The 10,617-nt window shown below is 65.7% G+C and carries 17 protein-coding genes; 9 read left to right on the top strand and 8 right to left on the bottom strand.

Annotated features, from left to right (window positions below):
- Window positions 1-120: hypothetical protein (locus tag ACFQEU_RS06820; protein WP_379780568.1), on the bottom strand; the 120-nt coding region annotated here is incomplete at its 3' end.
- An 88-nt stretch (window positions 121-208) separates the two neighbouring features.
- Between ACFQEU_RS06820 and ACFQEU_RS06815 the strand changes: the two genes are divergently transcribed.
- Complete coding sequence (locus ACFQEU_RS06815) at window positions 209-487, top strand: acylphosphatase (protein ID WP_379780565.1); 279 nt, start codon at window positions 209-211, stop codon at window positions 485-487.
- Between the two features lie 21 nt (window positions 488-508).
- Here ACFQEU_RS06815 and ACFQEU_RS06810 read toward each other — a convergent pair whose 3' ends face one another.
- Complete coding sequence (locus tag ACFQEU_RS06810; RefSeq protein ID WP_379780563.1) at window positions 509-970, bottom strand: hypothetical protein; 462 nt, start codon at window positions 968-970, stop codon at window positions 509-511.
- A gap of 40 nt (window positions 971-1,010) precedes the next feature.
- Window positions 1,011-1,409, bottom strand: a complete 399-nt coding sequence (locus tag ACFQEU_RS06805) for a winged helix-turn-helix transcriptional regulator (protein ID WP_379780561.1) — start codon at window positions 1,407-1,409, stop codon at window positions 1,011-1,013.
- 69 nt (window positions 1,410-1,478) lie between these two features.
- Between ACFQEU_RS06805 and ACFQEU_RS06800 the strand changes: the two genes are divergently transcribed.
- Complete coding sequence (locus tag ACFQEU_RS06800) at window positions 1,479-1,928, top strand: DoxX family protein (RefSeq protein ID WP_379780559.1); 450 nt, start codon at window positions 1,479-1,481, stop codon at window positions 1,926-1,928.
- Between the two features lie 50 nt (window positions 1,929-1,978).
- Here ACFQEU_RS06800 and ACFQEU_RS06795 read toward each other — a convergent pair whose 3' ends face one another.
- The 4 genes from ACFQEU_RS06795 to ACFQEU_RS06780 are packed head-to-tail and all read right to left on the bottom strand — an operon-like array spanning window position 1,979 to window position 3,879.
- Entirely contained in the window at window positions 1,979-2,140 is a 162-nt protein-coding gene (locus tag ACFQEU_RS06795) for a 30S ribosomal protein S14 (RefSeq protein WP_379780557.1), read from the bottom strand.
- Window positions 2,137-2,391, bottom strand: coding sequence for a hypothetical protein (locus ACFQEU_RS06790; RefSeq protein WP_379780555.1), 255 nt, complete (start codon window positions 2,389-2,391; stop codon window positions 2,137-2,139). The genes ACFQEU_RS06795 and ACFQEU_RS06790 overlap by 4 nt, the downstream gene beginning before the upstream one ends.
- A complete protein-coding gene (locus ACFQEU_RS06785) occupies window positions 2,388-2,582 on the bottom strand; it encodes a DUF7511 domain-containing protein (protein ID WP_379780553.1) in 195 nt (64 codons plus the stop codon). Before ACFQEU_RS06785 ends, ACFQEU_RS06790 begins: the two co-directional genes overlap by 4 nt.
- A gap of 10 nt (window positions 2,583-2,592) precedes the next feature.
- The gene (locus ACFQEU_RS06780) at window positions 2,593-3,879 is read right to left on the bottom strand and encodes a CobW family GTP-binding protein (protein WP_379780551.1); all 1,287 of its coding nucleotides are present in this window, start codon (window positions 3,877-3,879) and stop codon (window positions 2,593-2,595) included.
- Window positions 3,880-3,963: 84 nt separating this feature from the next.
- Between ACFQEU_RS06780 and ACFQEU_RS06775 the strand changes: the two genes are divergently transcribed.
- Window positions 3,964-5,235, top strand: a complete 1,272-nt coding sequence (locus ACFQEU_RS06775) for an FAD/NAD(P)-binding protein (protein ID WP_379780549.1) — start codon at window positions 3,964-3,966, stop codon at window positions 5,233-5,235.
- A gap of 85 nt (window positions 5,236-5,320) precedes the next feature.
- Window positions 5,321-5,803: a VOC family protein gene (locus tag ACFQEU_RS06770; protein WP_379780547.1), complete on the top strand. Its 483-nt coding sequence runs from the start codon at window positions 5,321-5,323 to the stop codon at window positions 5,801-5,803.
- A 53-nt stretch (window positions 5,804-5,856) separates the two neighbouring features.
- Here the strand turns inward: ACFQEU_RS06770 and ACFQEU_RS06765 are convergent, their stop codons facing one another.
- Window positions 5,857-6,288 (bottom strand): SRPBCC family protein, encoded by a 432-nt coding sequence (locus ACFQEU_RS06765; protein WP_379780545.1) that lies wholly within the window; start codon window positions 6,286-6,288, stop codon window positions 5,857-5,859.
- 121 nt (window positions 6,289-6,409) lie between these two features.
- Here ACFQEU_RS06765 and ACFQEU_RS06760 point away from each other — a divergent pair, with 121 nt between their 5' ends.
- The 5 genes from ACFQEU_RS06760 (at window position 6,410) to ACFQEU_RS06740 (ending at window position 10,528) form a co-directional block, all read left to right on the top strand.
- Window positions 6,410-6,532 carry a hypothetical protein gene (locus ACFQEU_RS06760; RefSeq protein ID WP_379780543.1) on the top strand — a complete coding sequence of 41 codons (123 nt, stop codon included), beginning with the start codon at window positions 6,410-6,412 and terminating at the stop codon, window positions 6,530-6,532.
- A gap of 281 nt (window positions 6,533-6,813) precedes the next feature.
- Window positions 6,814-7,329, top strand: coding sequence for a CNNM domain-containing protein (locus ACFQEU_RS06755; RefSeq protein WP_379780541.1), 516 nt, complete (start codon window positions 6,814-6,816; stop codon window positions 7,327-7,329).
- 188 nt (window positions 7,330-7,517) lie between these two features.
- Window positions 7,518-7,955, top strand: a complete 438-nt coding sequence (locus ACFQEU_RS06750; RefSeq protein WP_379780539.1) for a hypothetical protein — start codon at window positions 7,518-7,520, stop codon at window positions 7,953-7,955.
- A gap of 317 nt (window positions 7,956-8,272) precedes the next feature.
- Window positions 8,273-9,355, top strand: coding sequence for a succinylglutamate desuccinylase/aspartoacylase family protein (locus ACFQEU_RS06745; RefSeq protein WP_379780537.1), 1,083 nt, complete (start codon window positions 8,273-8,275; stop codon window positions 9,353-9,355).
- Window positions 9,356-9,457: 102 nt separating this feature from the next.
- On the top strand, window positions 9,458-10,528 hold the full coding sequence (locus tag ACFQEU_RS06740; protein ID WP_379780535.1) for an ABC transporter ATP-binding protein: 1,071 nt from the start codon (window positions 9,458-9,460) through the stop codon (window positions 10,526-10,528).
- The last annotated feature ends 89 nt before the right edge of the window (window positions 10,529-10,617 follow it).

The following is a 10,617-nucleotide window of genomic DNA, read 5'->3' as shown; positions in this document are numbered from 1 at the left end:
CGTCCGGTCGTCCTGCTCCCGTGCCACCGCCGCCGCCGCGCGGCCGACCGCGAGCGCGAGCGACGGGGTGACCCGATCCTCCACGCTCCCACGGATCCCCGCGGTTCCGAACAGTTCCATGTGGGGGACGTCGGGAGCCGGGAGTTAGTAGGCGTCGGTCCGAGACGGCGGTCAACGTTTTAGGTCCCGTCGGGATCAACGCGGAGCCATGAGCGAGACGGTTCGTGCACACGTGTACGTCTCCGGGCGTGTACAGGGTGTCTTCTACCGGGCCTCGACGCGGGACGCTGCCCGCGAGGCGGGCGTCGACGGCTGGGTCCGAAACCTCGACGACGGCCGGGTGGAAGCCGTCTTCGAGGGTCCCGAGCCCGCGGTCGAGCGACTGATCGACTGGTGTCACACGGGGAGCGATGCGGCCGCCGTCGAAGACGTTGACGTCACTCACGAGGAGCCCGAGGGGATACACGGGTTCGACGTCCGGTGGTGACGAGGCGCTCCAATCGGGGATTCAGGGTCGAACGGGGTCACTCGGCCGGTCACGGACGCCGAGCTCCTCCAGCGCCCGCAGCACGACGATCGCCTCGACCACGTCGCGATCCTCCGTGTACGGGTCGTCGACATCCGCCAGCGTCGACTCGGCGCGTGCGACGAGCTTCGACTCCAGTTCGGTCTGGTCCGTCGCCGCCTTCGTTGCCGAGAGGAGCGCCTCGTGGTCCTCACGCAGGTCCAACGAGACGTGCGCAGCGTTACATTTCGAGAGCGGATGCGTATCCATCTCGACAGCGAGGTCGCTCACGAGCGCCCAGTCGTCCGCGCAGAACCGGAGCGTGACGCTTCCGACGACGTCCCGCCACGAGATGGGGTCGCCGTTCTCCATCAGCTTCAGCGCCCGTGGTGGCACCTCGATCCGGGTGTGCGTCTCCTCGCGTCCACACAGACAACACGGGGTGTTCTTCAGTCCGGCGTACACGGTCGCCGTTGGGGGTGAAGGAACGTGTCGGTTTCGGCGATCACGCGTCGGTGTCCACCGACGCCCCACACTCGGCGAGCCACTCGTGAGCCCAATCGTCGATCTCGCCGAAGACGGGGGCCAACGACTCCCCCTTCTCGGTGAGGCTGTAGTACGTCGCGACGGGAGCGTCCTCCTCCATCCGTCGGTCGACGAAGCCGGTCTCCTGGAGGTCATCGAGGACGCGGGAGAGGGTCCGCGCGTTCGCGTCGGTCTCCCGTTTGAGCTCGTTGAACCGTCGCTCGCCGTTCTGGAGCTCGTAGAGGACGACGAGTCGCCAGCGGGAGCCGATCTGTTCGAGCGAGTCGATCACGGGGCACGGCGTTTCCGAGAGCGATCCGGTGTCCCCTGTCTCGGTGTCGTCCGCCGGTTCGGAGCCGGCGAGTTCCTGCGATGACATCGATGTTACCTACTTACCCTATTGTCCGGGAAGCGATATATAGGTTACGTCCGTATATGTGGTTACACGATGTTAGCAGAAATCGCGACGATACCGCTTCAGATCGATACGCCGTTCGCCGGCGAACTGTTCCTGTTCGGCCGCCTGCTGTTCGGCGGCGTCCTCGCGTTCATGGGGCTCAACCACTTCATGGACCTCGACACCATGGCTGGGTACGCCGAGTTCAAGGGACTGCCAGCGCCGCGGTTCTCAGTGGTCGCCTCCGGTGTCCTCCTCGTCCTCGGTGGGGTGGGGATCGTCGTCGGCGCGTTCCCAGTCGTGGCAGCCGGCGGACTCGCGGTGTTCCTTCTCGTCTCCGCCGTCACGATGCACGACTTCTGGTCGATCGACGACCCGGAGGAGAAACAGTCGGAGATGACCGGGTTCCTGAAGAACGTCTACGGCGCGGGTGCAGCGATCGCCCTACTCGCCGTCGGCGGGACAGCGTGGCCGTACGGCCTCGGCATCGGCCTGTTCTGATCCGGCCGCTGCTCTGATCCGGCCGCTGCTCTGATCCGGCCGGAGCGAACCTAGTCGTACTTCTCGAACCCCATGTCGCGGGCCATCTCGCGGAATGCCTGCCGACTGAGGTAGATGTCGTACTTCCCGACCAGCCCCTGTTCACGGCCGCTGACGCGACAGACCCGTCGCTCAGTACGGTCCCCGCCGCGCTCGTCGGACACGTCCGTCATCGTCGGTCCGCCGTTCGCCGAAGCGCTTCGGGAACTGATCCGTCGGCAGCGATCGCTTCGAGCGCCTCGTCAGCACCACACCTGACGAGCCCGTCGATAGCCCGTCGGCGCAGTCCCCCGGAGAGCCCCCGGGTTCTAACGAGCACCGCGAGATCTCTGACTCGTCCGTCCGCGGCGAGCGTGTCGATGGCCTCCGCTCGACGTTCGTGAGCGAGGTTGCGTTTAACCGCCCGCTGGAACGCGCCCGTCATCGCCACTCCTCCAGCGATCGAAACGACCCGGTTGCTGCGGACAGCCACGTGGCGGTCAGCACGTCGTCCGGGTGCGTCGAATAGATCGTACACAGCTCCGATCCGTCCCGCTGCGGTTCGACGACCGTGCGGCACTGTCCATCCGGAGCGTCAGCGTGGTCCACACCGGAGCGGTCGTGTCGATCCGGCATGCGAGGAGCCTCAGTCGGCAAGGCCGATCTCCTCCTGTTCGTCGGCGTCAGTGGTCGCGTCGGCTGCAGCGTCGTCTGTCGCGGCGTCCTCCGCTGGAGGCTCGAACGTCGGGAACCGGTCTTCGAACGCGGACCAGTCGGCGTCCATCTCCCGGTCAGTGAGTACGCAGTCGTCGAGTCGCTCCCGGACCTCGTCGTGGTCCATCTCCGTGCCGATCACCACGAGCTGCGTCCCGCGGTCACCCCACTCGTCGTCCCACGTCTCGTCGAGTTCGGGGATCGCCTCGCGGCGCTCCCGCTGTTCCTCGGGCGGCAGCGCGGCGATCCACGGCCCGGCCGGCGCGACTCTGACGGATTGGCCCGCCACGTTGAGGGCGATCGCCTCCGTCTCGCGACCCGCCAGCCAGAAGTGCCCTTTCGAACGGACCACCGACTCCGGGAACTCGTCGAGCAGCGTAGCGAACCGCTCCGGGTGGAACGGACGACGCGCCTCGAAGACGAACGAGGTCACGCCGTGTTCCTCCTCCGCCGACGCGTGGGGCTCCTGGAGCTCCTTGATCCACCCGGCGGAGCGCCGGGCCTCCTCGAAATCGAAGCGGCCGGTGTCGACGATGTCGTCGACATCGACCTGGCCGTGAGTCGTTCGGAGGATCGCTGCGCGTGGCTGGAGCGTCTCGACGACTTCCTCGATCGCTTCGAGGGTAGCCTCGTCGACCAGATCACACTTGTTCAACAACAACACGTCACAGAACTCGACCTGCTCGACGAGGAGGTCTGCCAGTGGTTTCTCCGTTCCGTCGTCGCTCACGAGGTCAGTAGAGCTCATCGCCGAATGGAACTGGTGAGCGTCTACGACGGTCACCGCGGTGTCCATGTGACAGTTCTGGAGCGGTTCGATCCCGGTCTCCTCGTAGAACTCCGTGGGGTCGAGATCCGACTGGTCGAACCCGAGCGTGAGTGTCTGTGCCACCGGAAGCGGCTCGGCGACGCCGGTCGACTCGACGACGATCGCGTCGAACTCACGGTCCCTGGTGAGCTCACCGATGGCGTCCAACAGGTCACCACGGAGCTCACAGCAGATACAGCCGTCGTCGAGCTCGATCAACTCCTCGTCCTCGTTCGAGATGTCGGAGGACTCGGCGACGAGCTCGGCGTCGACGTTCACTTCGCCCATGTCGTTGACGAGGACGGCGAGGTCGCGATCGCCGCTCTCGGACAACAGGTGATTGAGGGTCGTCGTCTTCCCGGCCCCGAGCGTCCCCGATAGCACGGTCACGGGTGTGGTCTCCGTCTCCATGTGTTATCAATTTCCACCTCTTAATAAATAATTCTTGCTATAGTAGTAGAAATAGTTATTAACACTTCGGTGATCAGTTCTCGCATGGAGGAGAGACAACCGGATGACGCGGTCGACCCCACCGTTCGCTGTGCCATCGTTGGAGGTGGCGTCCACGGGGTACACCTCGCCGCGCGGCTGCTCGACGAGACATCGCTCAACCGTCGAGAGATGGTAATCCTCGATCCGAACGACCGGCTCTTGGCCTCGTTCCGTCGGAAGGCACGCGCCTGTGGTATGGAGACGCTGCGCTCGACGTACGTCCAGCACGTCGGGACGGAACCGTTCGGGCTCGAGTCGTTCGCAGAAGGGCATGGGCGTGAAGACGAGCTCCGCCCGACCGTCGACTACCCGGAACGACCGACGCTGTCGTTGTTCCTCGACCATGCCGACCACGTGATAGCACGCGAGGGGCTCGACGCGCTTCATCGGCGGGCCACGGTCGAGACCGTCAACCCACGGGCCGGGGGCGGGCTCCGGCTCGTGACCTCGGATGACGTGCTCGACGCCGTAACCGGTGTGCTCGCGATCGGCCACGGCGGACGGTTCAACATCCCAAACTGGGCGTCGGACGTGGACGGTGTCGACCACGTCTGGGGTGACTTCCCCGGCGTGAACGGTCTCGACCACGCCGGGACGTCCCGGCCGACCGTCGTCGTTGGAGGCGGGATCACTGCCGCCCAGCTCGCCTGCACGCTGAGCGAGACCCGGCCGGTGACCCTGGTGAGCCGTCACCCGCTGGAGTGGGAAGTGTCGGAAGCCGATCCGCCGTGGCTGAACTGGAACCACATCGAGCGAAGGCTCCACCGACACCCGCGGGCATCGAGGGAACGCCTCGCGGCCGTCAGTGACGCCAGGCAGGTGGCGACCGTGCCGCCACACCTCTACGACCGGCTTGACCGCCGGATCGACGCCGGGCGGCTCCGGATCGTCGAAGGGGAGGTCGCGGACGCGACGGGCGTCGCGAACGGTGTCAGGGTCGGTCTCGCGGACGGCGAGCTCATCGACGCGGATCGGGTCGTCTGTGCAACCGGCTTCGAACCGGCGGTTCGGCACCCGTTCGTCGACCGAGTGGCCGACGAGTTGGGTCTCGCTCGTGGATACCGCGGACACCCGGTTCTGGACGACGCGACGTTGGCGTGGCAGTCTACTGACGGGAGTCCCTCCCCGGTGTACGTCTCGGGCGCGTTGGCGCTCGGAACCGTCGGCCCGTACGCGCCGAACATCCCGGGTGCCAAACGCGCCGCCGACCGGATCACGAGCGCCATCGGATCGGATGGATCGGAGCCGTTCGGTCGAACCGCACGAGCCGACTGAGACGCGGTCGACCGTCGATGGACGACGGGATGCGGTCGCTCCCGGAGGGACGAACACCTTTGACCGTGGGCGGTGAGGCGCGGGTATGAGCGATACGCCGCCGACCACCGGCTTGCACCACGTGACGAACATCTGTACCGACATCGAGGAGACGACCGCCTTTTACGAGGACGTCCTCGGCTGGCACACGGTCAAACGGACGCAGAACTACGACGACCCGGGGACGCCCCACTACTACTTTTCCTCGACGCCCGCGGGCGAACCCGGGACCACCGTCACCTACTTCGAGTATCCGAACTCACAGGGCGCGCCGGGGCCCGGAGCGAGCCACCACTTCGCGTTCGGCGTCGAAGACGGCGAGACGCTTCGCGAGTGGCGGACACACCTCCGCGAGCACGGGGTCAACGTCTCCGAGGTGAAAGACCGGACGTACTTCGAGAGTATCTACTTCACCGACCCGGACGGACTCGTCTTCGAGCTCGCGACGAACGGGCCGGGGTTCGCCGTCGACGAGGACGACCCCGGAAGCAGCGTCATCGATCCGTTCGAGGAGGGGTACGAGCACTGACGGTTCGGGGATGTGAGAACGGGGAAAACCGTCGGGGGACGGGACCTCTCCCGTCAGTTCCGGTCGACGAGCGCGGCGAACCGGTCGAGCGCCCGTTTACACGTGGGGACGTAGCCGGCCGCGGCGAGGGGGACCTCGACGCCGACTCGACACCGCTCCGAGTCGCCCGCGTACGCTTCCACCCGATGGCCGGTCGCGGGGATGCCCGCGACGCGCCACTCCCATCGACGGCTCGAACAGGCGGTAACTCGGAACGGGACCCGAACACCGGCTACCCGCACGTGTCCACGAGTTCCCTCGCGGATACGGCGATGCTCACTCTCCACGGCCGTAATCGACGGGCTCCACGCGGGCCACGTCCGAGTGTCGCGAAGCGACTCCATCGCCGTCGCCGGCGACGCCTGAACCTCGCGAGCGACGAGGATCGAACATCCAGTACGGGCCAACGTCCACCTCCCGCGTTCGGCCGTCTCCCTGTTGAACACGCCGAGCGCTCCGTTCTGGAGGCGGATAAACCGTGTATTAAAATTCCCTTATATGATACTGAGTATCATTATCTCTTTCCACGAAGCGTTAATAAGTAGATCCGGGCTATCCGGTCGCAAGATGGCAGACTCCGATCGCGACACCATGAAAGACGTCTCGCACACCGCACCGAACGACACCTCCGCTGACGCCGTCTGGGAACGAGGCCGACGACACCCGGACGTCGAAGAGGAAGAGGAGTAACCACACGTACGGTCCCGCCGGGGATCGGTTCCATCGGTATACGACACTTCGGACGTGTTTTCGTCCCAAACACCTGTTCGCTGAGGACTACCTACTGACCACCACCGCTTCTATCGAGCCATCGCCATATGTCGAACGAGTCCGATAAAACGTCGGTATCGAAGCTCCCGAAAGAGGACGACTCGAGATGACGACCGTAAGCGCGAGGAACGTCCCCCACGCCGCGAGCGTCGGGAGTTTGTAGCCGATACGCTCTTGTCCGTAGTATTTAAATAGGGAGCATGGTAGGTATTGTGCTCATCTCGGTCGGAATCGCTACGGTTGTCGTTCTACTGGCGATCAGTGCGTTCTTTTCGAGTTCCGAGACCGCGATATTCTCGTTATCCTCGGAGTGGTTCGAGCAGCAGGCCGCGACGGACGATTCTCGTGCACACGTACTGAAGAAACTCCGTGACGACCCACATCGGCTGTTGGTGACGCTTCTCGTCGGTAATAACGTCGTTAACATCGCCATATCGAGTATCGTGACCGTCCTCATCGCGAGCTATCTCCCGTCAGGGTCCGCGATCGTTGTGACCACGGTCCTCACGAGCTTCCTCATATTGGTCTTCGGCGAGATCGTCCCGAAGGCATTCGGTCTCGGTAACGCAGAGAAGTGGTCGTTGGCGGTCGCGTTACCGATCCGGGCCGTCGAGCGGGTCCTCTCTCCGCTCATTTCGGTTTTTGAGGTGATCACTCGCCGTATGAACGCGCTCATCAGCGGGGACAGCGAGATCGAGAAACCGTACACCGATTGACGCCCCCGCTTTCGTTGTATTCGATCAGTGATCGCGCCGGGGTGTGTCCTCGTCGTTTTTTCCTCTCCCCTTTTTTCGGGTCGGATCGAGCATTCGACGGATGGAAGCGGACCCGTCGCGCCGGGTTCTCCCCTTGGAGATTCGAACCCCTTCGAAGGTCTTTGTTGGGCGTTCGGGGCTGCATCGAGATGGTCCATGTGAACGACGACCCAAGCGAAGACGCCTACTGCCACCGTCAGAGCAGAGAACGTCGCCCACGAGGCCGCGGCTCCGAGATCGGCAGCGGCAACGACACCGCCCGCGAGCACGTAGACGAACGCCACGAACACCGAAATCACCATCACCGTCGCGAGGAGGTCGTTGACGGCGGTGACCCGCGCGTTGTAGTCGATCCACTCGGCGTAGCTGCGGATCAGTCGCTCGTCGAAGTCGCCGCTGTCGTCGTCACCGCCGTCCAGGTCGTCGCCGGCGGACGACCGGGCGGTGATGGCCGCCTCTATCGCCTCGGCGTCGAGGCCCCCGCGGATGTCGGAAGCGGTGTACGTGACTGCCGCGAGGCCGGTCGAGCCGAGGAGCAACAGCCCCCCGGCGACGGTGAAGGGATTGAGGAACGCCGCGATCTCTAGGTCGGTCTGGACGAGGATCGATCCGCCGGTGACGAGGATGCCGATGAGCAGCAGGTTCGCCTTCAGGATCTCGATCGCTTTCGTGTCGATCTCCTGGAGTCGGGCGACCTGATAGTCGAAGGTTGTCCGGAGCTCCTCGCGGGTAACGTCGTAGGGACTCGTCCCGTCGCGCTCGACGCCCTTCGCCTCGCCCCGGTCGCCGTTCATGCCTGTGGGATCCGCGACGACCGGGGTAAGCCTGTCGACGTCATATCGGTATAGGTCGACGCTCACGACTCCGTCGATGCGTTTTTGCGCACTACCCGAGATCGGCTCGCATGGAGAGCGACCCACCCGGCGTGACGGAGCCGGAGCCGGCCGAACCGTTCCGGTACGACGCCGAGGTCGACCCGGGCGAGAAACGCCACATCCGGTACGAGGTCGGCGAGAGCTATCTCGGTGACCCGGTGCAGATCCCGGTGACGGTGATCAACGGGGAACACGGGGGGAAGACGCTGTTCCTGAGCGCCGGGATCCACGGCGACGAACTCAACGGGGTGAAAGTCGTTCAGGAGGTTGCCGAGCGATACGACCCCGAGGGGCTCCACGGGACGATCGTCTGTCTCCACGTGTGTAACGTCCCGGCGTACGAGGCCCAACAGCGGTACACGCCGATCTACGACCAGGACATGAACCGGTCGTTTCCCGGCGGGGAGCGGTCGAACACTACCGGCCGAATGGCGAACGAGATCTACCGCCGGTTCGTCGCGCCGTGTGACATCGGGCTCGACTTCCACACTTCGACGCGGAACCGAACGACGATCTATCACGCCCGTGCGGACTTGGAAAACACGGCCATCGAGCGGCTCGCCCGCGCGTTCGCGACCAACGTCGTGTTGTACGGCACTGGCGACGCGGGCTCGCTCCGTTCCGTCGCGACCGCCGACGGGATCCCCACGGTCACCGTCGAGATGGGTCGGGCCCACCGGTTCCAGCCGGTGTTGGTCGAGAAGGCGTTGGAGGGCGTCGAGAGCGTCCTCGCGGAGTACGGTCTCCTGCCGACCGAGCCGGTCCACTGGCCGGGTTGGTTCGAATCCACCGCCGCCGACACCACGAAGCGGTGGCTCCGCGCCGACGCCGGTGGCCTCGTCGAGATGGAGTGGGGGCCGTACCCGCTCGTCCACGAGGGCGAGACGATCTGTACGGTAACGAACCATTTCAAGACGGAGGAACACGTCGTCGACGCGCCGTTCGACGGGCTGATCCTCGGCGCGTTGGAGAACCCCGTGGCCGCCCCGGGCCATCCGCTGTGTCACCTCATGGAGCTCGACCGAGAGACTCGCGAGGAGATCGAACGCGAGATCGCCCGCGGGGAGTTCGACGGCTATCGCGCTCACGGCGACGTCTGGGCGGACGGATGACGCCGAGCCGACGGCCGACTTACGAGCCGCCGAGCGCCTCTCGTTCTCGCCGCTGATAGCCGCGGGGGTGAGTTTAACCGAGCCGCCGACGGAGCCGCTCGCATGATCGAGGTGTCGGGCCTCCGGAAGACGTACGGCGAGTTTGCGGCCGTCGTCGACAGCGACTTCTCCGTCGCGGAGGGCGAAGTGTTCGGCATCGTCGGCCCGAACGGTGCCGGGAAGACGACGACGCTGAAGATACTCGCCGGACTCGTGGAGCCGACCGCGGGCGAGGCGCGCGTGGCCGGCTACGACTCCACCGAGGCCGCGATGCGACACCATCTCGGGTTCCTTCCGGAAGAATCGCCGCTGTACGAGGAGATGACCGCGACGGCCTACCTTCGGTTCTTCGCCGACCTCTACGGGGTCCCGAGGCCGGTCGCGGACGAGCGTATCGGGACGGCGCTCGACCGGCTGGAGCTCGACCACCGCGACCGCCGGCTGGGGGATGTCTCGAAGGGAATGAAACGAAAGGTGGCGATCGCCCGGTCGCTCGTCAACGACCCCGACGTGCTGATCTACGACGAGCCGGCCTCCGGACTCGACCCGGTGACTACGAACTCCGTGCTCGCGTTCACGCGCGAGCTGCGGGCGGCCGGCAAGACCGTCGTTTTCTCCGCGCACAACCTGTACCACGTCGAGTCGGTCTGTGACCGCGTTATCATCATGAACGAGGGTCGGATCGTCGCCCGCGGTACCGTCGACGAGATCCGGGAGCGACACGGCGAGACGACGTATCGCGTGTACACTGACGTGAACCCGGATCCCGGTATCGACCTCGAAACCGCGACCACTGAGGCGGTGGGCGATCGGTTCCGCACGACGGTGCCGACGATGGATGCCGTCGATCGGGTGCGGGAAGCGGCCGCCGCCACGGGCGGGACGGTCGTCGACATCCGGACGCGCGAACCCAGCCTCGAGGACGTCTTTCTCGACCTCGTGGGGCGTCCGATGCCCGGACGACACGGGGCGGAGGGTGCGGTCGGCGAAACGCCCGCGACGGCGGACGACGCCGAGGACGAGCGCGGATCGGCGGTCGAGAGCACTTCCGAGGCCGAAGCTGGGTCGGAGTTCGAACACGAGCCCGCCCACGAAAGTGAGGCGGGAGGAAGCCGATCGGGGGCGTCGAAGTGAGCACGCGACTCCGCCGCGTCCTTCGAGTCGCCCGCTGGGAGGCCGCCCGCGCGTCGGGCGGGGTCGACCGGCGAACCCTCCTCGCCGCG

The organism is Halorubrum tibetense, from assembly GCF_042661865.1.
Lineage (GTDB): Archaea > Halobacteriota > Halobacteria > Halobacteriales > Haloferacaceae > Halorubrum > Halorubrum tibetense.
This window is presented reverse-complemented; position numbering and strand designations above follow the sequence as displayed.

Excerpts from the sequence above, each read along its gene's own strand:
- ACFQEU_RS06745 (WP_379780537.1), top strand. The coding sequence starts at position 8,273 with ATGGAGAGCGACCCACCCGGCGTGACGGAGCCGGAGCCGGCCGAACCG.
- ACFQEU_RS06795 (WP_379780557.1), bottom strand. The coding sequence starts at position 2,140 with ATGACGGACGTGTCCGACGAGCGCGGCGGGGACCGTACTGAGCGACGG.
- ACFQEU_RS06750 (WP_379780539.1), top strand. The coding sequence starts at position 7,518 with ATGGTCCATGTGAACGACGACCCAAGCGAAGACGCCTACTGCCACCGT.
- ACFQEU_RS06780 (WP_379780551.1), bottom strand. The coding sequence starts at position 3,879 with ATGGAGACGGAGACCACACCCGTGACCGTGCTATCGGGGACGCTCGGG.
- ACFQEU_RS06790 (WP_379780555.1), bottom strand. The coding sequence starts at position 2,391 with ATGACGGGCGCGTTCCAGCGGGCGGTTAAACGCAACCTCGCTCACGAA.
- ACFQEU_RS06760 (WP_379780543.1), top strand. The coding sequence starts at position 6,410 with ATGGCAGACTCCGATCGCGACACCATGAAAGACGTCTCGCACACCGCA.
- ACFQEU_RS06775 (WP_379780549.1), top strand. The coding sequence starts at position 3,964 with ATGGAGGAGAGACAACCGGATGACGCGGTCGACCCCACCGTTCGCTGT.
- ACFQEU_RS06805 (WP_379780561.1), bottom strand. The coding sequence starts at position 1,409 with ATGTCATCGCAGGAACTCGCCGGCTCCGAACCGGCGGACGACACCGAG.
- ACFQEU_RS06755 (WP_379780541.1), top strand. The coding sequence starts at position 6,814 with ATGGTAGGTATTGTGCTCATCTCGGTCGGAATCGCTACGGTTGTCGTT.
- ACFQEU_RS06815 (WP_379780565.1), top strand. The coding sequence starts at position 209 with ATGAGCGAGACGGTTCGTGCACACGTGTACGTCTCCGGGCGTGTACAG.
- ACFQEU_RS06740 (WP_379780535.1), top strand. The coding sequence starts at position 9,458 with ATGATCGAGGTGTCGGGCCTCCGGAAGACGTACGGCGAGTTTGCGGCC.
- ACFQEU_RS06785 (WP_379780553.1), bottom strand. The coding sequence starts at position 2,582 with ATGCCGGATCGACACGACCGCTCCGGTGTGGACCACGCTGACGCTCCG.
- ACFQEU_RS06800 (WP_379780559.1), top strand. The coding sequence starts at position 1,479 with ATGTTAGCAGAAATCGCGACGATACCGCTTCAGATCGATACGCCGTTC.
- ACFQEU_RS06770 (WP_379780547.1), top strand. The coding sequence starts at position 5,321 with ATGAGCGATACGCCGCCGACCACCGGCTTGCACCACGTGACGAACATC.